Annotated in this window: 23 protein-coding genes; 14 read left to right on the top strand and 9 right to left on the bottom strand. The window is 70.3% G+C overall.

Features of this window, described 5'->3' with window-relative positions; translation table 11 throughout:
• The first annotated feature begins 37 nt into the window (after positions 1-37).
• Complete coding sequence (locus AC07VX_RS14215; RefSeq protein WP_493165374.1) at positions 38-697, top strand: response regulator transcription factor; 660 nt, start codon at positions 38-40, stop codon at positions 695-697.
• On the opposite strand, the gene AC07VX_RS14220 is transcribed toward AC07VX_RS14215, so the two are convergent.
• From AC07VX_RS14220 to AC07VX_RS14230, 3 genes are read right to left on the bottom strand one after another with little or no spacing between them, the layout of a single operon-like run.
• Complete coding sequence (locus tag AC07VX_RS14220; protein WP_493165375.1) at positions 690-2,561, bottom strand: sensor histidine kinase; 1,872 nt, start codon at positions 2,559-2,561, stop codon at positions 690-692. The genes AC07VX_RS14215 and AC07VX_RS14220 overlap by 8 nt on opposite strands.
• Before the next feature lie 4 nt (positions 2,562-2,565).
• The gene (gene dtd / locus AC07VX_RS14225; protein WP_493165376.1) at positions 2,566-3,006 is read right to left on the bottom strand and encodes a D-aminoacyl-tRNA deacylase; all 441 of its coding nucleotides are present in this window, start codon (positions 3,004-3,006) and stop codon (positions 2,566-2,568) included.
• A complete protein-coding gene (locus tag AC07VX_RS14230; protein WP_493165377.1) occupies positions 3,003-3,896 on the bottom strand; it encodes a cation diffusion facilitator family transporter in 894 nt (297 codons plus the stop codon). The genes dtd and AC07VX_RS14230 overlap by 4 nt, the downstream gene beginning before the upstream one ends.
• A 60-nt stretch (positions 3,897-3,956) precedes the next feature.
• Between AC07VX_RS14230 and argB the strand changes: the two genes are divergently transcribed.
• From argB to slmA, 4 genes are all read left to right on the top strand, one after another.
• Complete coding sequence (argB, locus tag AC07VX_RS14235; protein WP_493165378.1) at positions 3,957-4,862, top strand: acetylglutamate kinase; 906 nt, start codon at positions 3,957-3,959, stop codon at positions 4,860-4,862.
• Positions 4,859-5,542, top strand: a complete 684-nt coding sequence (locus tag AC07VX_RS14240; protein ID WP_493165379.1) for a pyrimidine 5'-nucleotidase — start codon at positions 4,859-4,861, stop codon at positions 5,540-5,542. Before argB ends, AC07VX_RS14240 begins: the two co-directional genes overlap by 4 nt.
• A 77-nt stretch (positions 5,543-5,619) precedes the next feature.
• The gene (locus AC07VX_RS14245) at positions 5,620-6,306 is read left to right on the top strand and encodes a response regulator (protein WP_493165380.1); all 687 of its coding nucleotides are present in this window, start codon (positions 5,620-5,622) and stop codon (positions 6,304-6,306) included.
• 10 nt (positions 6,307-6,316) lie between these two features.
• A complete protein-coding gene (gene slmA / locus AC07VX_RS14250) occupies positions 6,317-6,949 on the top strand; it encodes a nucleoid occlusion factor SlmA (protein WP_493165381.1) in 633 nt (210 codons plus the stop codon).
• Here slmA and AC07VX_RS14255 read toward each other — a convergent pair.
• The 3 genes from AC07VX_RS14255 to AC07VX_RS14265 are packed head-to-tail and all read right to left on the bottom strand — an operon-like array spanning position 6,929 to position 10,513.
• Complete coding sequence (locus AC07VX_RS14255; RefSeq protein WP_493183897.1) at positions 6,929-7,993, bottom strand: hypothetical protein; 1,065 nt, start codon at positions 7,991-7,993, stop codon at positions 6,929-6,931. The two genes, slmA and AC07VX_RS14255, sit on opposite strands and share 21 nt — an antisense overlap.
• Complete coding sequence (locus tag AC07VX_RS14260) at positions 7,993-9,963, bottom strand: bifunctional metallophosphatase/5'-nucleotidase (protein WP_493165383.1); 1,971 nt, start codon at positions 9,961-9,963, stop codon at positions 7,993-7,995. The genes AC07VX_RS14255 and AC07VX_RS14260 overlap by 1 nt, the downstream gene beginning before the upstream one ends.
• 19 nt (positions 9,964-9,982) lie before the next feature.
• Positions 9,983-10,513 carry a PEP-CTERM sorting domain-containing protein gene (locus AC07VX_RS14265; protein WP_493165384.1) on the bottom strand — a complete coding sequence of 177 codons (531 nt, stop codon included), beginning with the start codon at positions 10,511-10,513 and terminating at the stop codon, positions 9,983-9,985.
• A gap of 142 nt (positions 10,514-10,655) precedes the next feature.
• On the opposite strand from AC07VX_RS14265, the gene AC07VX_RS14270 reads away from it, so the two are divergent.
• From AC07VX_RS14270 to tatC, 8 genes are all read left to right on the top strand, one after another.
• Positions 10,656-11,522, top strand: a complete 867-nt coding sequence (locus AC07VX_RS14270; RefSeq protein WP_493165385.1) for an ATP-binding protein — start codon at positions 10,656-10,658, stop codon at positions 11,520-11,522.
• A complete protein-coding gene (locus AC07VX_RS14275; RefSeq protein WP_493165386.1) occupies positions 11,519-11,947 on the top strand; it encodes an NUDIX domain-containing protein in 429 nt (142 codons plus the stop codon). Before AC07VX_RS14270 ends, AC07VX_RS14275 begins: the two co-directional genes overlap by 4 nt.
• Positions 11,948-11,951: 4 nt before the next feature.
• Positions 11,952-12,341: a phosphoribosyl-AMP cyclohydrolase gene (gene hisI / locus AC07VX_RS14280; protein WP_493165387.1), complete on the top strand. Its 390-nt coding sequence runs from the start codon at positions 11,952-11,954 to the stop codon at positions 12,339-12,341.
• Positions 12,334-12,657: a phosphoribosyl-ATP diphosphatase gene (locus tag AC07VX_RS14285; protein ID WP_493165388.1), complete on the top strand. Its 324-nt coding sequence runs from the start codon at positions 12,334-12,336 to the stop codon at positions 12,655-12,657. Before hisI ends, AC07VX_RS14285 begins: the two co-directional genes overlap by 8 nt.
• Entirely contained in the window at positions 12,657-13,004 is a 348-nt protein-coding gene (locus tag AC07VX_RS14290; RefSeq protein WP_493165389.1) for a histidine triad nucleotide-binding protein, read from the top strand. The genes AC07VX_RS14285 and AC07VX_RS14290 overlap by 1 nt, the downstream gene beginning before the upstream one ends.
• Positions 13,005-13,102: 98 nt before the next feature.
• Entirely contained in the window at positions 13,103-13,336 is a 234-nt protein-coding gene (gene tatA, locus AC07VX_RS14295; protein ID WP_493165390.1) for a Sec-independent protein translocase subunit TatA, read from the top strand.
• 17 nt (positions 13,337-13,353) lie between these two features.
• Entirely contained in the window at positions 13,354-13,821 is a 468-nt protein-coding gene (tatB, locus tag AC07VX_RS14300; protein ID WP_493165391.1) for a Sec-independent protein translocase protein TatB, read from the top strand.
• Complete coding sequence (tatC, locus tag AC07VX_RS14305; RefSeq protein WP_493165392.1) at positions 13,821-14,618, top strand: twin-arginine translocase subunit TatC; 798 nt, start codon at positions 13,821-13,823, stop codon at positions 14,616-14,618. The genes tatB and tatC overlap by 1 nt, the downstream gene beginning before the upstream one ends.
• Here the strand turns inward: tatC and AC07VX_RS14310 are convergent.
• Complete coding sequence (locus AC07VX_RS14310) at positions 14,606-15,772, bottom strand: S1C family serine protease (protein WP_493165393.1); 1,167 nt, start codon at positions 15,770-15,772, stop codon at positions 14,606-14,608. The two genes, tatC and AC07VX_RS14310, sit on opposite strands and share 13 nt — an antisense overlap.
• Before the next feature lie 18 nt (positions 15,773-15,790).
• Between AC07VX_RS14310 and AC07VX_RS14315 the strand changes: the two genes are divergently transcribed.
• Positions 15,791-16,537 (top strand): Nif3-like dinuclear metal center hexameric protein, encoded by a 747-nt coding sequence (locus AC07VX_RS14315; protein WP_493165394.1) that lies wholly within the window; start codon positions 15,791-15,793, stop codon positions 16,535-16,537.
• Here the strand turns inward: AC07VX_RS14315 and AC07VX_RS14320 are convergent.
• Together AC07VX_RS14320 and AC07VX_RS14325 are read right to left on the bottom strand one after the other, a co-directional pair.
• Entirely contained in the window at positions 16,534-17,451 is a 918-nt protein-coding gene (locus AC07VX_RS14320) for a DUF2817 domain-containing protein (protein ID WP_493165395.1), read from the bottom strand. The two genes, AC07VX_RS14315 and AC07VX_RS14320, sit on opposite strands and share 4 nt — an antisense overlap.
• The gene (locus AC07VX_RS14325; RefSeq protein ID WP_493165396.1) at positions 17,448-19,247 is read right to left on the bottom strand and encodes a DUF885 domain-containing protein; all 1,800 of its coding nucleotides are present in this window, start codon (positions 19,245-19,247) and stop codon (positions 17,448-17,450) included. The genes AC07VX_RS14320 and AC07VX_RS14325 overlap by 4 nt, the downstream gene beginning before the upstream one ends.
• Positions 19,248-19,342 lie beyond the last annotated feature (95 nt).

Here is a 19,342-nt window from a genome sequence, read left to right on the forward strand (position 1 = left end):
GGGCCGCCGCCGCGGTGCGCGCTTCACAATGCGAGGCATGTCGACACCTCCGCTGCGCACCGCCCTGATTGAGGACGAGGCCGCCTTTCGCGGCGCGCTGGCCTCGGCGGTCATGCAGGCCGAGGGCTTCGAGCTGGTCGGCACCGCGGCCGACCTGCCCGACGGGCTGCAGCTGCTGCGCCGCGTGCGGCCGGAGCTGCTGCTGGTGGACCTGCAGCTGCCCTCGGGCAGCGGCCTGCGCCTCATCGAGGCGGCCGCCGCCGAGCTGCCCGGCACAGAGGTGGTTGTAGTCACGACGCTGGGCGATGAGGACAGCGTGCTGGCCGCGCTGGCCGCAGGCGCCGTGGGCTATCTGCTCAAGCAGGGGCAGGCGCACCGCCTCGTCGAGCAGCTGCAGAGCCTGCGCGAGGGTGGCGCGCCGCTGAGCCCGGTGCTGGCGCGCCAGCTGCTGCGTCGGCTCACGCCAGCGGCACCGGCCGCGCCGCCGCCTGCGGCTGCCGAGGTCAGCCTGTCGGAGCGCGAGGCGCAGATCCTGGAAGCCGTGGCGCGCGGCTACCGATATGACGAGATTGCCGTGCAGCTGTCGATCAGCCTCAACACTGTGGCCACCCACGTGAAGCGCTGCTATCGCAAGCTGCAGGCGCATTCCAAGACGCAGGCACTGGCGCAGGCGCGCCGCCTAGGGCTGATCAGCTGAGGGGCAGCCGCCAGGCCACGGCGGTCCCCGCACCGCCGAACTCCCAGCGCCCCGGCGCCGGCGAATGCCAGCTGACGGCGCCGCCCAGGCGCTCGGCGCGCTGCATGACGCTGCGCCGGCCCTGGCCCACTCGGGCGTCGCCGGGCAAGCCGCAGCCGTCGTCCACCACCCAGACCGTCACCGCCTGCGCGTCGGCCTCGGTGGCGACGACGAGGCGGTGCGCGCCGCCGTGGCGCAGCGCGTTGCTGGTCAGCTCCTGCAGGCCGCGCACCAGCTCCAGCGCGCCGCCGCCGGCAAGGCAGGGCAGATGGGGGGCATGGGCCACGCGCCAGTCCATCGCGCAGCCGGCGCTGCGCAGCACCGGCTCAATGCGCTGGCGCCAGCTGCCCAGCAGCACGCCGAGGTCGCCGTCGTCCTGCGCCAGCGTGTCGACCGACAGGCGCATCTCCAGCAGGCAGTCGTCCAGGGCCTCAGCGAGTGCCGCCGCATCCAGCTCGGGGGCACGCAGGCGCACGCTCAGCAGTCGGGCACCGAGGCCGTCGTGCAGGTCCTGCAGCAGGCGGCGGCGCTGCTCGCTGGCGGCGCGCTCGCGCTCGGCCTGGGCATGGGCGGCGAAGACGGTCTCCAGCTCGCGGCGGCGCTGCTCCAGCTCCTGGCTGAGGCGCTCGCGCAGCTGGTGCTCGCGGCGCGCGCCGTCGTTGAAGTGGCGCTGCAGCAGCAGGGCCACCCAGGCCACCCAGCCGGCGTGGGCCAGCGCATTGGCGTCCACCACGGGACGGTCCAGCACCAGCGCGCACAGGCTGACCCAGGCCCAGGTGCCGGCCGAGAAGCCCACCAGCAGGGCCGTGCCCCAGGTGGCCGGCGTGCCGCGCTCGCGCAGGGCCCGCAGCGCCAGGCTCCAGGCCAGGCCGAAGAGCAGGGCCCGCGAGCCCAGCGCCCACCAGGGCCAGGGCTGGTCGAAGCGGCCCCAGGACCAACCCAGTGCCGCCGCCAGCAGGTCCAGTGGCAAGCCCAGCAGCGCCACGGCCCACAGCAGCCGGCGCAGCCGTGGCGTCCAGGCCTGCGCCAGCCGGGCGCAGATGGCCACCAGCAGCAGCTTGGCGCCCAGGTCGGCCGCGTCCAGCAGCATGCGCCACCAGGGCGACGGCAGCGGCTGCTCAGGCAGCACGTAGGGGCTGAGCAGCAGGGCCAGCAGCGCCACGTGCAGGGCACTGAGCGCATAGATGGGCTCGTCGCGCCGCGTGCGCGCAACCAGCGCCAGAAAGGCGGCGACGAGCACGCCGCCCAGCGCCGTCGTGGCGCGCAGCAGCTGCCAGTGGCGGCGGCCGGCGTCCAGCGCCTGCACGGCCTCGGGCGGCCCCAACAGCGGCGCGTCCAGGCTGGCGCCACTGGGGCCAGGGGCGGCCAGGCGCAGCTGCAGCATCTGGGTGGGCTGCTGGCGGTGCAAGCCCGGCAGCAGTTCCAGCACCCGGCGCTGGTGGCCCAGCACGAAGCGCTCCCCGCTGCCCCCGGCCTCGTCCGTGCCAAGGGCCAGGGCCGCGCCGTCCAGGTAGACCGACAGACCCGGCCGGTAGGCCAGGGCCAGGCTTTCGGGCCGGCCGCTGGCGTCGGGCAGGGGAATGGCCAGCCACAGCGCCGAGGGTTCGTCGGCCCCGCGGCTCAGCGGCAGGCGGCGAAGCGGCGCGCTGGCCAGGGCTGGTGGTGGCGTCGCGGCGTCGGACACCAGCACGCGGGCCTCGCGCAGCACGCGCACTCCCAGGCCGGACGGGTCGGGTTCCTGCACGGCCTGCACCGCCAGTACGGCGAGCAGCGGCAACAGCACCGCAGCGCACAGCATCAACCACAGGCGGGCGGCTCTGCGCACGAGATCAGCTCATCCGCATCGGGATGGTCACCGGCCCGTCATTGACGAGGTGGACCTGCATGTCGGCGCCGAATTCGCCGCTGGCGACGTCGGCATGCTGGCTGCGCGCGAAGGCCAGCGTGTGCTCATAGAGCCTGCGGCCCAACTCGGCCGGCGCTGCGCCGGAGAAGCTGGGGCGGTTGCCGCCATTCGTGTCGGCCGCGAGCGTGAACTGGCTGACGACTAGCAGGCCGCCGCCCACGTCCTGCAGGCTGCGGTTCATCTTGCCGGCCTCGTCGCTGAAGACTCGCAGCTTCAGCACCTTGGCGATCAGCTTCTCGGCGATCGCCTCGCTGTCCGTCGGCTCGGCGCAGACCAGCATCAGCAAGCCCGGGCCGATCTGCCCGACGACCCGGCCGCCTACCTCGACGCGGGCCTGCGCGACGCGTTGCAGCACGGCGATCACAGCAGGTCCTTGGGGTCGTCGAAATGGGCTTCCACGTCCATGGGCAGCAGCTGGATGCTGGCGCGCAGCCCCGGCACGGCACTCATCAGCGCCTGCTCGACCGAGGTGCGCAGCGCGGCGGCGCGACCCAGCGTCCAGCCGGAGGGCATGTGCATGTGCAGGTCGACGAAGCGGCGCTGGCCGGCGACGCGGCTGGCGACGTGATCGAAGCGGATGGTGTGCGGGTGGCGGAATTCCTCAAGCACGGCCTGCACCTTGGCCATGGAGTCGGCGTCCAGCGCCTCGTCCATCAGGCCGCGCGTGGACTCGCGCATCAGGTGCACGCCCTCGCGCAGGATGTTCAGTGCCACCATGATGGCCAGCAGCGGGTCCAGCCACTGCCAGCCCGTGGCCATGACGCCGATCAGGCCGACCACGACGCCGGCCGAAGTCCAGACGTCGGTGAACAGGTGGCGGGCATCGCCCTCCAGCGCGATGGAGCGCACCTCGCGGGCCTTGCGCAGCATGGCCCAGGCCAGGCCGCCGTTGATGGCCGAGCTGATGATGGCCAGCGCCACGCCCAGGCCGATGGACTGCAGCGGTTCCGGGTGGCGCCAGCGGTCGGCCGCGCCCCACAGGATGCCCAGCGCCGCCGCGATGATGAGGATGCCCTCGAAGCCGCTGGAGAAGTACTCCGCCTTGTGGTGGCCGTAGGGGTGTTCGGCGTCGGGCGGCTGCGCGGCCCAGGTCACCATGCCCAGCGCGAACATGGCCCCGGCGAGGTTGACGAGGGATTCGAGGGCGTCGGCCGCCAGGCTGACGGAGCCCGTCCACCACCATGCGGCCGTTTTCAGCACGATGGTGACGAGAGCCGTGGCGACGGAAAGCTTGAGGTAGGCACTGGCTTGCATGGCGCCATTGTCGCCAGCCGGTCTGTTCCTAGAATGCCCGCCATTCCCGGAGTACCCCGCATGACCACCGCCCACACCACCGACGTCTCCCACATCGCCCCGCGCGAGAAGGCGGAGATCCTCTCCCAGGCCCTGCCCTACATCCGCAAGTTCCACGGCAAGACCATCGTGATCAAGTACGGCGGCAACGCGATGACTGATCCGGAGCTGCAGCAGGACTTCGCCGAGGACGTCGTGCTGCTGAAGCTGGTGGGCCTGAATCCGGTCGTCGTGCACGGCGGCGGCCCGCAGATCGAGGACGCGCTGAACAAGCTGGGCAAGAAGGGCCACTTCATCCAGGGCATGCGCGTGACCGATGCGGAGACGATGAGCGTCGTCGAATGGGTGCTGGCCGGCGAGGTGCAGCAGGACATCGTCGGGCTGATCAACGCGGCCGGTGGCAAGGCCGTGGGCCTGACGGGCCGCGACGGCGGCATGATCCGCGCGAAGCAGCTCAAGATGGTGGACAAGGACGACCCGTCCAAGGAGCACGACGTCGGCCAGGTCGGCGACATCGTCTCCATCGACCCCAGCGTCGTGAAGGCGCTGCAGGATGACCAGTTCATCCCCGTCGTCAGCCCCATCGGCTTCGGCGAGAAGAACGAGAGCTACAACATCAACGCCGACGTCGTGGCCGCCAAGCTGGCGACCGTGCTGCAGGCCGAGAAGCTGCTGATGCTGACCAACATCCGCGGCGTGCTGGACAAGGCCGGCGAGCTGCTGACCGAGCTGACGCCGCGCCGCATCGACGAACTGGTGGCCGACGGCACCATCAGCGGCGGCATGATCCCCAAGATCGCCGGCGCCATCGACGCGGCCAAGAGCGGCGTCAATGCCGTGCACATCATCGACGGCCGCGTGCCGCATGCCATGTTGCTGGAGATCCTGACGGACCAGGCCTACGGCACGATGATCTCGTCTCGATGAGTTCACGCGACAAGGTCTGGCTGTTCGACCTCGACGACACGCTGCACAACGCCTCGCACCGCGCGTTCGCCGAGCTGAACGCGTCGATGTCGGCCTACATGGTCACGTACCTCGGCCTGCCCGAGGACGAAGCCGCCGCGCTGCGCACCCGCTACTGGCAGCGCTATGGCGCGACGCTGACCGGGCTGCAGCGCCACCACGGCATCAAGCCCGCGCATTTCCTGCACGAGACTCACCGGCTGCCCGGGCTGGAGTCCCATCTGCACGGCCATCCCCACGACCTGGCCGCGCTGCGGCGCCTGCCCGGGCGCAAGCTGCTGATGACGAACGCGCCGCGCAGCTACGCCGAGCGCGTGCTGGCGGCCATCGGGCTGTCGGGCGTCTTCGAGGGGCTGATCTGCGTGGAGGACATGCAGATCTTCGGGCACTCCCGGCCCAAGCCCGACACGCGCATGTTCCGCGTCGTGCTGGCGCGGCTGAAGCTGCGGCCCGAACGCTGCATCCTCGTTGAAGACACGCTGGTCCACCAGAAGGCGGCCCGCAGCCTCGGCATGTCCACCGTGTGGATGCAGCGCTGGCTGCGCAAGGCCGCCGACGGCCGGCGGCTGCAGCATCGGCCCGCCTACGTGGACCGGCGCGTCCGCTCTCTCGCGGCTTTGGTGCGGTCCCCCCATTTCTGAAGGAAGACGCTGATGGTCGAGGGGGTATCCTCGGCCGACAATGCGATTTCCGCGCCCATGAACAGCCCAGAGAGCCAATGACCCCGTTTTCGGTCCTCATCGTCGAAGACCAGGCCCGTTTCCGGGAGGCCTTCACGCATGCCCTGGGCAGCGTGCCCGACATCGAGTTGCTGGGCATCGCGCCCGACCTGCCCCAGGGCCGGCGCATGTTCGACCAGCTCCAGCCCGATGTCCTGCTCGTCGACCTGGACCTGCCGGGCGGCAGCGGCATCGAGCTGATCCGCCACGCCGCGCAGACGCGGCCGCAGTGCGAGGTCATGGTCATCTCCGTGTTCGGCGACGAGCAGCACGTCGTCGCCAGCATCGAGGCCGGCGCCACCGGCTATCTGCTCAAGGACAGCCTGGCGCTCGACCTGCCCGGCCAGCTGCGCAGCTTGCGCGCCGGCGGCAGCCCCATCAGCCCCGTCATCGCCCGCCGCCTGCTCGTGCGCCTGGCGCCGGGGGCTCAGAGCTCGACCGGCCCCTCGCCCGAGGCCATGGCGGCAACGCTGGCCGACGAGGAGGTGGTGGCCCTGTCCGAGCAGGAGTCGCGCGTGCTGCACCTGGCGGCCAAGGGCTTCACCTTCGACGAGATCGCGCAGTTCATGCAGGTCTCGCCGCACACGGTGATGACCTATGTGAAGCGGGTCTACCGCAAGTTGCACGTCCGCTCGAAGGTGGAAGCAATCTACGAAGCGCGCCGCCTGGGCTGGCTGCGCGATTAGCATCGCCGGCATGGACGCCGACCAGCCCGCCGCCGACAGCCCCAGCCCCGCTCCCAAGAAGCGCCCCAAGCCCGGCGAGCGCCGCACGCAGATCCTGCAGGTGCTCGCTGGCATGCTGGAGCAGCCGGGCGCCGACCGCATCACGACGGCGGCGCTGGCGGCCAGGCTCGACGTCAGCGAGGCGGCCCTGTACCGCCACTTCGCCAGCAAGGCGCAGATGTTCGAGGCGCTGATCGACTTCATCGAGGGCAGCGTCTTCGGCCTGGTCAACCAGATCGTCGACAACCCTCATCCGCTGCCGCCGCCGGGCAAGGCGGCGCGCATCGCCAGCGTCATCCTGCAGTTCGGCGAGAAGAACCCCGGCATGACGCGCGTGATGGTGGGCGACGCCCTCGTCTACGAGAACGAGCGGCTGGTGGCGCGCATGAACCTGTTCTTCGACCGCATCGAATCCTCGCTGCGCCAGGTGCTGCGCGCCGCGGCCGAGGCGCAGGGCTCGCTGACGCCCACCGTGCAGGCCAATGCCCAGGCCTCGGTCTGGGTCAGCTTCGTCATCGGCCGGCTGCAGCGCTACGCGCGCTCGGGCTTCAAGCGGCTGCCGACGGAGCAGCTGGACGCCTCGCTAAGGGCCCTGGCGCAGTAGCTGCGCGACGTAGGGCAGGGCGGCCTCGTAGACCTGATCCGGTGTGCGGGCCCGACCCTCCACGTCGGCGGGCAGGGCCTGCAGCAGCGCCAGCGCGGCGGCCGGCAGCAGGCGCTCCAGGCCGTCGCGGCCGGGCAGGGCCAGGCCGATGAGCCGCCCGGCGCCATCGAAGACCGGCCCGCCGCTGAGTGCCGCGCCGGCCGGCCAGCCCAGGTCCTGCCGGCCCACGAAGCCGAGCTGCAGCAGCGGCCAGGCCGGCGCGGCGCTGGCCAGGCGCAAGGTGCCCAGCCGCGAGGCCGGGCTGCCGGCAAATGCCGGCCGCGGGGCGCGCGTCAGCGGCGCGGCGCCCGGCTGTGGCGGCAGCGCAGGCTCCACGCTCAGCAGCGCCAAGCCCTGTTCGGCGAGCCCTGGGTCCGTGGCCACGGGCCGTGCGCGGCTGGCGCGGCCCAGGCCGTTGCGCAGCCACAGCTCGCCCTGGGCGGCCTTCCGGGGCACGACGGCCAGCCGCCCGCCGTCCAGCAGCAGGCCGGTTGCGATGGGGTGGCTCGTGGCAGGCACGTCGACGCCATGCGGCCAGGGCGCCGGCGGCTCGCCCGGCAGCGGCGCATCGCTCGACGCCAGCCCCGCCAGCAGCCGGCCCAGCGCCGCATCCGAGTCCTTCAGCCTACGGCTCACGTAGTCACCCTGGCCGGACAGCGCCAGCAGCCACAGCAGCAGCTCGCGCGCGGCCGGCTCGTCGCGGTGCGCGGCGGCGGCGTGGGCAGCGAAGGCCAGGGCCTGGCGCACCTGGCCGCGCTGAAGCTGCATCTGCAGCTGCAGCAGCTCCGTGTCGGCCGCGTGGCTCATGCCGGCGGCGGATTCCAGCGGGATCAGGGCCGCATCGGGCTCGCCGCGCGACAGGGCGCTGCGTGCCGTGTCGAGCTGGCGCTGGCGCACCGCTTCCTGGGCGGGAGGCAGCCCATCGTCGTGGGCCGACGCCGGGCCCGCCACCAGCAGGGCCGCCACCAGCAGGGCCGCCAGCAGCGCGCCCGGCCCGAGCCGCATCACGGCGTGACGCTGATGCGCGGCTTGTTCAGCACCGCGGCGCTGCCGTTGTAGGCCGCGGCGGGCGCCTTGTAGCCGGCGAGGTAGGCAATGAGCGCGTCGATGTCCTGCGCGCCGCCGAGCGGGCTGCCGCCACCGACCAGCACCGCGAAGCCGTCGCCGCCCGTGGCCATGAAGTTGTTGACCGTCACGCGGTAGGTCTTGGCCGGGTTCTGCACGACGCCGCCGATGACGATCTGTTCCGCCGGGCCGGTGGCTTGCGGCGGCACGACGGTCACGTCCATCGGCGTGAAGCTGATGCTCTTGATGCGCGTGCCGCAGGCGCCGCCGCTGGACCAGCTGTAGCTGAAGCCGTTGCTGATCTGCATGATGCGCGTCGCTGTCTGGCCCATGCAACCGCTGAACTGCTGCTCCAGCACGTCCTTGATCTGCTGCTGGGTGAGCGTCAACGTGACCAGGCTGTTGCCGAAGGGCTGGACCGTGAAGGTGTCGCCGTAGGTCAGGTTGTAGGGGTAGCTGGCGGCCGAAGGCTTGACGAAGCCGGGGCTGCGCACGCCGCCGGCATTCATGAAGGCGATCTGAGCACCGCCGAGGCCGGTCGGCTGGGTGGCGGCGAGCTGGGCGTCGGCGATCAGGTCGCCGGCGGCCATTTCACCGGCACCGTTGGCCGCGTTGCTCAGGTCGCCGGTGATGGTGGCGACGACCGAGTTGGCCAGCGGCGAGACGGCGCCCTTGTAGGCGGCGACGAGATTGGCCACGGCGGGGTTGGACGCGACGTAGTTCTGCGCGGCGATGACGACGGGGTCGGTCGCGGCCACCACGCTGCCGCCAACGCGCTTGTCGCGCGCCACCAGCACGTTGTTCGGGCTCACGTCGATGACGTCGCGCGTGTCCGGGTCGATCTTCAGGTCGATCTCGGTGACCACGCGGCCGAAGGCGCTGGCGCTCGTCACGGGCACGAGGCGGCCGGCCTTGTTGGGCATGCCGGCGGTGCGCGGCGTCGTGGTGGCGCCGCTGGTGCTGACGTCGATGGTGTTCCTGGAGCAGTTGTAGGCGGCGTGGGTGTGAGCGCTGATGACGAGGTCCACCGCGTTGTCCAGGCGCTTGACGATGGCGCGGATGTCGGAGTCCGTGCCGTCGCCGTTGCGCAGGTCGCCGGTGCAGCCGTTGATGTCGCTGGTGGTGGGCTGGGTGCCGCCACCGGTGATGACGTTCTGGAAGCCGCCCTGGTGCACCAGCACGACGATGGACTCGACACCCTGGGCGCGCAGGCGCGGCACGAGGGCGTTCACGGTGTCGGCCTCGTCGGCAAAGCTCAGACCGGCCACGCCGGTGGGCGTGACGATGCCGGGCGTGCCCTTGAGCGTCATGCCGATGAAGGCCACCTTGACGCCGCCGAAGCTCTTGAGCCCGTAGGCCGGCATCAGCGGGCGGCCCGTGGCCGTCTCGATGACGTTTGCCGACAGCCACTTGAACTTGGCGCCGTCGAAGGTGCCGGGCGCCGAGGAGCCGAAGCCGCGGCAGCTGTTGGGGTCGGGCGCGCCGGCGACGAGCTTGCAGCCGCCGTTCTGCAGGCGGCGCAGCTCGTCCTTGCCCTTGTCGAACTCGTGGTTGCCGACTGAGGAGAAGTCCAGGCCGATCTTGTTCAGCGTCTCGACGGCGGGTTCGTCGAAGAACAGGGCGGAGATCAGCGGCGACGCGCCGATCAGGTCGCCCGCGCCGACGACGACGGTGTTGAGGTTCTGGGCGCGCATGCCGGCCACGTAGGCGGCAATGAACTCGGCGCCGCCCACGTTGGAGCGGTTGCCGGTGGTGGCGTAGGTGCCGACCGTGTTGGGGCCGAAGGTACCGGGAGATTCGAGGTTGCCGTGGTAGTCGTTGAAGGCCACGATCTTCACGTTGACAGGCGTGGCGGCCTGGGCGGCAGCGGCGAACAGGGCCGCGACGAGGGGCAGGAGCTTGAGGCGCATGGTGGGTCTTTCCTGGGGATCAGACGGCGCGACGACGCAGGGCGCCGAGCAGCAGGCCGAGGCCGATGAACAGCGTGGCGGCGGTGGCGGGTTCGGGGACGGAGCTCACGCTCAGCTTGATGTCGCCGATGGTTGTGTCGGTCACGGAGGCGAACAGCACGCCGCTGATGGAGTGGGTGCCGGCGCCGAGCGTGAACGTGCCGTGGCTGAAGCCGTTGGCCAGTGCGACGTCGGGGCTGAAGGTGGACGCGCCGCCGGTGTCGCCGTAGAAGGCCACGCTGGTGCTGCCCAGCAGGGCACCGTTGTCGTAGACGTTGAAACGGTCACCCGAGAAGCCGGTGTCGACGACGGTCAGCGTGCCGATCTGGCCGGCCGCGATGGTCACGTCGAAGCTCAGCGGCGTGCCATCGTCGTTGGCCCAGCCATAGTGGCCGTTGATGTAGCCGTCGGCGCTGAACTCGATCCAGCTGCCGTCGCCGGGCAGCGTGGTGGCTTGGGCTTGCGAGAGAGCAGCCAGCGCAAGAGCGGCGGCGAGCAGGGTGGAGCGCATGGGGGTCCTCGGAGGGGCTGTGGGTGGCGAGATCGTCGGCCGCGGCGGTGTCCCGCCGTTGACGCGGGCAGCGCCGAGTCCCTGCCGTTGGAACCAGGGCACGTGACCCTGGCGTGAAACCCCGCCCGCCTAAACTGCAGTGATGTCTGCCGCCCTGGAATCCCTGCTGAATCGCGCCGAAAGCCTGCTGGTCCGGCTCGAAGCCGTCCTGCCCCACGCCGCCACGCCGCCCGACTGGGCCGCGTCCACCGCCTTCCGCGCGCGCCGCCGGCATGGCGCGCTGTGCCTGGAGCCGGTGCGCGCGGTCAGTCGCATCGCCCTGTCGGACCTGAAGGAAGTGGAGCCGCAGAAGGATCGTCTGCTGCGCAACACGGCCCAATTCGTCGCCGGCAGGCCCGCCAACAATGTGCTGCTGACGGGCGCCAAGGGCACGGGCAAGAGCTCGCTGATCAAGGCGGTGCTGAACGAGTTTTCCGTCCAGGGACTGCGGCTAATCGAGGTCGACAAGGCCGACCTCGTGGACCTGCCGGACCTCATCGAACAGGTCGCCGCGCGTCCGGAGCGCTTCGTCGTTTTCTGTGACGACTTGAGCTTCGACGAAGGCGAGGCCAGTTACAAGGCGCTGAAGAGCGTGCTCGACGGCTCCGTCGCCGCAGCGAGCGACAACGTGCTGATCTACGCGACCAGCAACCGCCGCCATCTGCTGCCCGAGAAGATGGTGGACAACCTCGGAGGCACCCACGGCGAGCACGGCGAGATCCATCCCGGCGAGGCGGTGGAGGAGAAGATTTCCCTGTCCGAGCGCTTCGGGCTGTGGATCAGCTTCTATCCCTTCAGCCAGAACGAATACCTGGCCATCGTGGCGCAGTGGCTGCGCCACTTCGGCCTGGACGATGCGGCCATCGAGGGTGCCCGCCAGCCCGCGTTGATCTGGGCGCTGGAGCGCGGCTCGCGCTCGGGTCGCGTGGCCTTCCAGTTCGCGCGCGACATGGCGGGGCGGGCGCAATGACCGAGCGGCGCCCCATCACCGAGGTTGCCGTCGGCGTCCTCGTTGCGGCCGACGGCCAGTTCCTGCTGACCTCGCGCCCCGAGGGCAAGGTCTACGCCGGCTACTGGGAGTTCCCGGGCGGCAAGGTCGAGGCCGGCGAGACCGTCGAGCAGGCGCTGGCGCGCGAGCTGCGCGAGGAACTGGGCATCCAGATCGGCGCGGCCCACCCGTGGAAGGTCGAGATGTTCGACTACCCCCACGCTCTGGTAAGGCTGAACTTCTGCAAGGTGTTCGACTGGACCGGCGAGTTCCAGATGCTGGAGGGCCAGCAGATGGCCTGGGCCAGCCTGCCCGTGCAGGTCAAGCCGGTGCTGCCGGGCACCTTCCCGGTGCTGGGCTGGTTTGCCGAAGAGCGCAAGCACGTCGGCCCCACTCACCTAGACTGAAGCCATGAACTGGTTGGACGAAGTGAAATGGGACGACAAGGGCCTGGTGCCTGTCATCGCCCAGGAGCAGGGCACGGGCGACGTACTGATGTTCGCGTGGATGAACCGCGAGGCGCTGGCGCTCACCGCCGAGCGTGGTCAGGCGGTCTACTTCAGCCGCTCGCGCAACAAGCTCTGGCACAAGGGCGAGGAGAGCGGCCACTTCCAGCAGGTGCACAGCATCCGCATGGACTGCGACAACGACGTCGTGCTGCTGACCATCACCCAGCTGGGCCACGAGCCCGGCATTGCCTGCCATACCGGCCGGCACAGCTGCTTCTTCCAGAAGCTGGAGAACGGCGCCTGGAGCGCCACCGAACCGGTGCTGAAGGACCCCAGCAAGATTTATGAGTGACGACATCCTCCGCCGCGTCGGCGCGGTCATCGAATCGCGCAAGGGCGCCGACCCGAGCACCAGCTACGTCGCCAGGCTCTTCGACAAGGGGCTGGATGCCATCCTGAAGAAGGTCGGCGAGGAAGCCACCGAGACTGTCATGGCGGCCAAGGACGGTGATCCGCAGAAGGTCGTCTACGAGGTGGCCGACCTGTGGTTCCACAGCATGGTGGCGCTGGCGCATTTCGGGTTGAAGCCGGAAGACGTGCTGAACGAACTGGCCCGGCGCGAAGGCCTGTCCGGGCTCGCCGAATTCGCCCAACGAGGAAACAAGTGATGAGCGCAGACCCGAACTGCATCTTCTGCAAGATCGTCGCCGGCCAGATCCCGAGCAGGAAGGCCTACGAGGACGAGGACGTCCTGGCCTTTCACGACATCCACCCCTGGGCGCCCGTCCACGTCCTCATCATCCCCAAGCGCCACATCGCCACCATGGCCGACGTGACCGAGGCGGAAGCCGCGCTGCTGGGCAAGATGGCGGCGCTCGGCCCGAAACTGATGAAGGAACTGGGCGTCACCAACGGTTTCCGCCACGTCATCAACACCGGGCCGGACGGCGGACAGGAGGTGTATCACCTGCACCTGCATGTGATGGGTGGGCCGCGGCCCTGGTTGAAAGGGTGACGCCCGCCCCCAGCTAGCGTCGGCGCATGACGCTGCGATGGCAAAGGCCATGCGCCCCCTCACCTAGAATTTGAGCCAGTCCACAAGGAGTCATCATCATGGGTTCATTCAGCATCTGGCACTGGCTGATCGTCCTGGTCGTCGTCATCGCCATCTTCGGCACCAAGAAGCTGCGCAACGTCGGTTCCGACCTCGGCGCCGCGGTCAAGGGTTTCAAGGATGGCATGAAGGACGGTTCGGCCGACGCGCCGGCCTCTCCGACCCAGCAGGTCACCGCCAGCAAGGCCAGCGACCCGAACACGGTCGACGTCGACGCCAAGACCAAGTCCTGAGAAGCCGAGCCTGACGAGTGCTTGATTTCGGCTTCGACAAGATCGCGCTGATCGGCGCGGTGGCGCTCATCGTCATCGGCCCCGAGAAGCTGCCGCGCGTGGCCCGCACGGTGGGCGCCCTGCTTGGCAAGGCGCAGCGCTACGTGGCCGACGTCAAGGCCGAGGTCAACCGCTCCATCGAGCTGGAGGAGCTTCAGAAGATGAAGTCCCAGTTCGAGACGGCGGCGCGCGATGTCGAGCAGAGCGTGCGCCAGGAGGTTGACTCGGCCTCGCAGGCGCTGAATCAGACCTGGAGCGACGTGACCGGCGATTCCTCCTATGAGGGGGCCGCGCTGCCGGCGCCGGAGTACCGCCACCCGAAGAAGAACTGGCGCCTCAAGCGCGGAGCGACGCCGATGTGGTTCAAGCAGAAGGCCGGCGTGAAACGCCACACCCAATCCGGCGCCGCCCGCGTGGCGCGCTTTCGGCCGCCTGGCATCCGCTGATGAGCTCCTTCCAGAAGCCTGACCACGACGAACTGGCAGGCACCGAACAACCCTTCGTCGCCCATCTGATGGAGCTGCGCGATCGGCTGCTGCGCGCCGTCATCGCCATCGCTGTCTGCTTCGGCGCGCTGTGCCTCTACCCCGGCCCGGGCCAGCTCTACGACCTGCTCGCCGCGCCGCTGGTGGCCAATCTGCCGGAAGGCACCAAGATGATCGCGACCAACGTCATCGCGCCCTTCTTCGTGCCGCTGAAGATCACGATGCTGGCCGGCTTCCTGCTGGCCCTGCCGGTGGTGCTCTACCAGGCCTGGGCCTTCGTCGCGCCGGGTCTGTACTCGCACGAGAAGCGCCTGGTGCTGCCGCTGGTGGTCAGCAGCACGCTGCTGTTCTTCGCCGGCGTGGCCTTCTGTTACTTCTTCGTCTTCGGCCAGGTCTTCAAGTTCATCCAGGGCTTCGCGCCCAAGAGCATCACGGCAGCGCCAGACATCGAGGCCTATCTCGGCTTCGTCATGAACATGTTCATCGCCTTCGGTGCGGCCTTCGAGGTGCCGGTCATCGTCGTCGTGCTGGCGCGCATCGGTATCGTGTCGGTGGACAAGCTGCGCGAATGGCGCGGCTATTTCATCGTCGTGGCCTTCATCGTCGCGGCCGTCATCACGCCGCCCGACATCGTCTCGCAGCTGGCCCTGGCCATCCCAATGTGCCTGCTCTACGAGGTGGGGCTGCTGGCTGCCAACTACTTCGTTCGCAGCACCAAGGCGCCGGACGAGGCGGACCAGACGAATCAATCGTCCTGATTGCGCGGCGGCCTGGGCCGCTGCTCGACGGCGAGCTGGAAGCTCATCGCCTTGCCGCCGCGCTGCACGGCGACCTCGACCTGGGTCTTCGGCTTGAGCGCCGCAACGCTGGCCAGCAGTTCGGCCGGCGACGCGATCGCATGCTGGCCCACACGGGTGAGCACATCGCCAGGCTTGATGCCGGCCCTGGCTGCCGGCGCGTCGGCGAACACGCCACCGATCAGCACACCCTTGGCATCGCCCAGCTTCAGCGCCTCGGCGAGTTCCGGCGTCAGCTCGCGCGTCTGAACGCCGATCCAGCCGCGCGCGACGACGCCGTCCTGCAGCAGCGCCGCCGCCACCTGGCGGGCCACGTCGACGGGGATGGCGAAGCCGATACCCAGCGACCCGCCGCTGCGCGAGAAGATCGCCGTGTTGATGCCCACCAGCCGCCCGTCGGCATCCACCAGCGCACCGCCCGAGTTGCCGGGGTTGATGGCCGCGTCGGTCTGGATGAAGTTCTCGAAGGTGTTGATGCCCAGCTGGCTGCGGCCCAGCGCCGAGACGATGCCCGACGTCACCGTCTGGCCGACGTTGAAGGGGTTGCCGATGGCCAGCACGATGTCGCCGACCGCCAGGCTGGCTGCGTCGCCCATCGCGATGACGGGCAGGTCGGGCAGGCTGATCTTCAGCACGGCCACGTCGGTCTCGGGGTCGGTGCCGACGAGGGTGGCCTGGGCCTGGCGGCCGTCGCTGAGCATGACCTCGATGTCGGAGGCGCCTTCGACGACATGGTTGTTGGTCAGCAGCACGCCATCGGCCGAGATGATGACGCCCGAGCCCAGACCCAGCTGAGGATTGCCGCGTGGCTGGCGCGAGCCGAACGGGAAGCCGAACAGCTGCTCATGGGCACGGCCGGCGCGCGACGGCGCCTTGCTGGCCGTGATGCTGACAACGGCCGGCGCCGCAACGCGCGCGGCCTGCGAGAAACCGGCGCGCACGACCGAGGCTGCGGGGGAGGGGGGCAGGGCGATCTGGCGCACCGCCTGGCCGACGGTCGCATCCGGCAGCCGGGCCTGCTTCAGCCACTGCGGTTTCAGTGTCGCGACGACGAACAGCAAGGCCAGGGCGACGGTGACCGCCTGCGCGAAAATCAGCCAGAGCCGTTTCAACACCTACTTCCCCATCAAGCCATGACCGATCGCGCCGCGCTGGAGCTCCGCCTGAACCAGTTGCTGGAGCCCGCGCGCTTCAAGGATTATGGGCCGAACGGTCTGCAGGTCGAGGGGCGCGCCGAGGTGGGCCATCTGGTCTGCGGGGTCACGGCGAGCCTGGCACTGATCGACGCGGCCATCGCGGCCGGGGCCGACGCCATCCTCGTGCACCACGGCCTGTTCTGGCGCGGTCAGGACGGCCGGGTGACGGGGTGGATGAAGCAGCGACTGGCACGGCTGCTCCAGCACGACATCAACCTCTTCGCCTACCACCTGCCGCTGGATGCTCACCCCACCCTCGGCAACAACGCCCAGCTCGGCGCGCGCCTGGGCTGGACGGCGGACGGACGCTTCGGCGAGCAGGACATGGGTTTCACGGCGGCCATCGCGCCGACCGGCCTGGAGGCCTTGAAGACGCAGCTGCACGGGGCCCTGGGTCGCGCCGTGACGGCCGTGCCCGGCGATGGCCGGCCGCTGCGTCGCGTGGCCTGGTGCACGGGCGGCGCCCAGGGTTATTTCGAGTCGGCCATCGCGGTCGGTGCCGATGCCTTCATCACCGGAGAGATCTCCGAACCGCAGGCCCACTACGCCCGCGAGACCGGGGTGGCTTTCATCGCCGCCGGCCACCATGCCACCGAACGCTACGGCGTGCAGGGCGTGGGCGCGCAGGTGGCCCAGGATCTGGGCCTGAGCTGGCAGTTCATCGATGTGGACAACCCGGCCTAGGCCCGGGCGAGCGCGAATTCGACAGCGGCGCGCACGGCCGCGACCTGGGCCGCGTTGCACTGCGCGGGCGTGGCCCGCGGGCTGTCGGGGTAGACCTCGGTCGTGGTCGCGAAGCGCGCGCCGGTGATGGCGGCGCACAGGCCCCAGCGCGTCACCGGGAACTCGATGACGCCCGGCGACTGCAGTGGCGACTCGTTGATCTGGCCGTTGGCGTCGGGCGCGGCGATGTGGGTCACCCGGGCCACGGCGGCGATGACGGCACGCTGGAATTCCGGCTGCGGGTTGTCGATGTCGTCGACGAGGTAGAACCCGTCCTGGATCTCGCCGGGCTCGAACGGCTTGCCGTCGCGCGCCGCCAGGGCCGGGCGGAACTCGGACTCATCGGTGTCGGTCGTCTCGTGCAGGTCGATGTGCATCAGCACGCGGCCGCGCAGCGGCGCGAGCAGGGCCACCAGCGCCGCCGACTCGCCCGCCGGGCTGGCGTCGCGGAAATTCCGGTTGGGGTCGAGGGCGTCGAAGTTCCAGCGCTGGATGCGCTCGTAGGCCCAGGGGCTGACGCAAGGCACCACGAGCAGGTTGGCGCGGCCGGCCGTCTCCTGCCCGTGCTCGCGCAGGTACTGCAGCGCGCCGTGCACGCCGCTGGTCTCGTAGCCGTGCACGCCGCCGGTCACGACGAGGAGGGGCAGGCTGTCGCGCCAGCCGCGGCTGCGCAGGGCCAGCAGCGGGAAGCGCTCGCTGTCGTAGGCGAGGGCGCCGTACTCGCCAACGTCGAAGGCCTGCTTCAGCGGCTCGACGGCGGCGAGCACGTCCTGCGCGTAGCTGCGCTGCTTCGGCTGGCGTGCGCGCCAGGCCTGCACCTCGGCTTCGCCCCAGGGCTGGCCCGGTATACCGATGGGATAGAAGGCCTCGCTCATGGCCGTGTCTTCTCGCCGGCGATCCAGGCGCCGATGCGCTGCTCCAGCAGCGGCAGCGGCATGGCGCCCTGGTCGATGACGGCATTGTGGAAGCGGCGCTGGTCGAACCTGGCGCCCAGCTGGCCTTCGGCGCGGGCGCGCAGTTCCTTGATCTTCAGCTCGCCCATCATGTAGCTCAGCGCCTGGCCGGGCTGGGCGTAGTAGCGGTCCACCTCGGCCGTCATGAAGACGGGGTCGTGGCCAGTCTGCTCGATCATGTAGGCGATGGCCTTTTCTCGACTCCAGCCCAGCGCGTGCAGGCCGGTGTCGACGACGAGGCGGGCGGCGCGGAACATTTGCGCCTGCAGGTGGCCGAAGCGGGTGTAGGGGTCGCGGAACAGGCCGATCTGCGGGCCCAGCGTCTCGGCGTACAGCGCCCAGCCCTCGCTGAACACCGAGTACTGCGACTGGCGGCGGAAGTTGGGCAGCTCGCCCAGCTCGACCTGGCGGGAGATCTGCAGGTGGTGGCCGGGCACGGTCTCGTGGGCAACCAGCGTCTCCATGGCCCATTTGGGCCGGCGCTTGAACGAGATGGCATTGGCGTTGAACCAGCCGGCGGTCGTGCCATCCAGGGACGGGCCGTTGTAGTTGTCGGCCGCGCCTTCGCCGGTGTAGGCCGGCATGCCTCGGATGCCGTAGGGCGAGCGCGGCAGCTGGGCGAAGAGCTTGGGCAGCTCGGGGTCGATGCGCTTGGCGATGGCGCGGTAGCCGTCCAGCAGCTCGTCGGCGCTGTGGTTGAAGAACTTGGGGTCGCTATAGAGGAATTTCTTGAAGGCGGCGAGGTCGCCGTCGAAGCCGGCCTCGGCCTTGACCTTCTCCATCTCGGCGCGGATGCGTGCTGCCTCGCGCAGGCCGGTGGTGTGGATGTCGCCGGCGGCCAGCGGCAGCGTGACGTGGCGCAGGATCAGCGCCTCGTAGACCTTGTCGCCGCCGGGATAGCTGGACAGGGAGCCGCTGTCCGGGGCCTTCGGTGCCAGTTCGTCCTTCAGCACCGCCAGCAGCTTGCGCTGGGCGGGGTAGAAATGCTCGCGCAGCGCTGCCTGGCCCTGGGCCTGGTAGCTGGCCCTGACGCCGGCGTCCACCGTCATGCGGTTGAAGGGCTCGTAGATCGGGCTCTTGCTGACGTCCTCGGGCAGCTGGCCCTCGACCTGGGCGATGGCGCGTGCCAGCACGGGCTTGGACGTGACCCAGCCCAGGGCCAGGCCCTGGCGCAGGATGGCGATCTCCTGGTCCACGCGGGCCGGGTAGGCGGCCAGGCGGGCCAGCCATTGCTTCACCTGGGCCTCGTTGTTGACCGGCACGTTGCGCGCAAAGCCGGCCAGGGCCGACTGGGCACCGTACAGCGTGCCCAGCGTCAGCGTGCGCCAGCCGGCGAAGCCCTGCATCGCGACGTCCTGCTGGTAGCGGTTGATAAACAGGGCCAGCGAGACGCGATCGGTGTCGCCCAGCTGGCTGGCGTCCACGCCCTGGGCACGGGCCAGCATGTCGCGGGCGAAGGCGTCGCGCGTGGCGAGGCCGGCGGCCGAACGGTCGCTGAGCTTGTCGTTGAAGCGCAGGTCGCCGCGCAGCGTGGCCCACTCGGGTGCGGCGCGGGCCTCGGACTCCCAGGCTTCGTCGAACAGGGCTTGCAGGGCCTGGTGAGCCTTGGCGGCGGCATCGGCGGCCACGGCAACGGGTTTGGCGGGGGGCGTCTGGGCGACGGCGGGGGAGGTCAGATGCACACCCGCGATCAGGGCTGCTACGAGGGTCTTGCGCAAGGGGGTCTCCATGGCCTGAGGGGCCGGCCGGCAGTCTGCCAGCGCGTCGTCGCCGTGATGAAAGAATGGGGCATGACCCCGGATAACTCCCTAGG

The sequence above is a fragment of the Roseateles sp. GW821-FHT03B02 genome (assembly GCF_059421025.1).

Bases quoted from the DNA above. Each gene is read 5' to 3' on its own strand.
- AC07VX_RS14285 (WP_493165388.1), top strand. From the start codon at position 12,334: ATGAGTGACGACATCCTCCGCCGCGTCGGCGCGGTCATCGAATCGCGC.
- AC07VX_RS14315 (WP_493165394.1), top strand. From the start codon at position 15,791: ATGACCGATCGCGCCGCGCTGGAGCTCCGCCTGAACCAGTTGCTGGAG.
- AC07VX_RS14230 (WP_493165377.1), bottom strand. From the start codon at position 3,896: ATGCAAGCCAGTGCCTACCTCAAGCTTTCCGTCGCCACGGCTCTCGTC.
- AC07VX_RS14320 (WP_493165395.1), bottom strand. From the start codon at position 17,451: ATGAGCGAGGCCTTCTATCCCATCGGTATACCGGGCCAGCCCTGGGGC.
- tatA (WP_493165390.1), top strand. From the start codon at position 13,103: ATGGGTTCATTCAGCATCTGGCACTGGCTGATCGTCCTGGTCGTCGTC.
- AC07VX_RS14255 (WP_493183897.1), bottom strand. From the start codon at position 7,993: ATGCGGCTCGGGCCGGGCGCGCTGCTGGCGGCCCTGCTGGTGGCGGCC.
- tatC (WP_493165392.1), top strand. From the start codon at position 13,821: ATGAGCTCCTTCCAGAAGCCTGACCACGACGAACTGGCAGGCACCGAA.
- hisI (WP_493165387.1), top strand. From the start codon at position 11,952: ATGAACTGGTTGGACGAAGTGAAATGGGACGACAAGGGCCTGGTGCCT.
- AC07VX_RS14215 (WP_493165374.1), top strand. From the start codon at position 38: ATGTCGACACCTCCGCTGCGCACCGCCCTGATTGAGGACGAGGCCGCC.
- AC07VX_RS14270 (WP_493165385.1), top strand. From the start codon at position 10,656: ATGTCTGCCGCCCTGGAATCCCTGCTGAATCGCGCCGAAAGCCTGCTG.
- AC07VX_RS14290 (WP_493165389.1), top strand. From the start codon at position 12,657: ATGAGCGCAGACCCGAACTGCATCTTCTGCAAGATCGTCGCCGGCCAG.
- AC07VX_RS14245 (WP_493165380.1), top strand. From the start codon at position 5,620: ATGACCCCGTTTTCGGTCCTCATCGTCGAAGACCAGGCCCGTTTCCGG.
- AC07VX_RS14240 (WP_493165379.1), top strand. From the start codon at position 4,859: ATGAGTTCACGCGACAAGGTCTGGCTGTTCGACCTCGACGACACGCTG.
- argB (WP_493165378.1), top strand. From the start codon at position 3,957: ATGACCACCGCCCACACCACCGACGTCTCCCACATCGCCCCGCGCGAG.
- AC07VX_RS14265 (WP_493165384.1), bottom strand. From the start codon at position 10,513: ATGCGCTCCACCCTGCTCGCCGCCGCTCTTGCGCTGGCTGCTCTCTCG.
- AC07VX_RS14260 (WP_493165383.1), bottom strand. From the start codon at position 9,963: ATGCGCCTCAAGCTCCTGCCCCTCGTCGCGGCCCTGTTCGCCGCTGCC.
- AC07VX_RS14275 (WP_493165386.1), top strand. From the start codon at position 11,519: ATGACCGAGCGGCGCCCCATCACCGAGGTTGCCGTCGGCGTCCTCGTT.
- slmA (WP_493165381.1), top strand. From the start codon at position 6,317: ATGGACGCCGACCAGCCCGCCGCCGACAGCCCCAGCCCCGCTCCCAAG.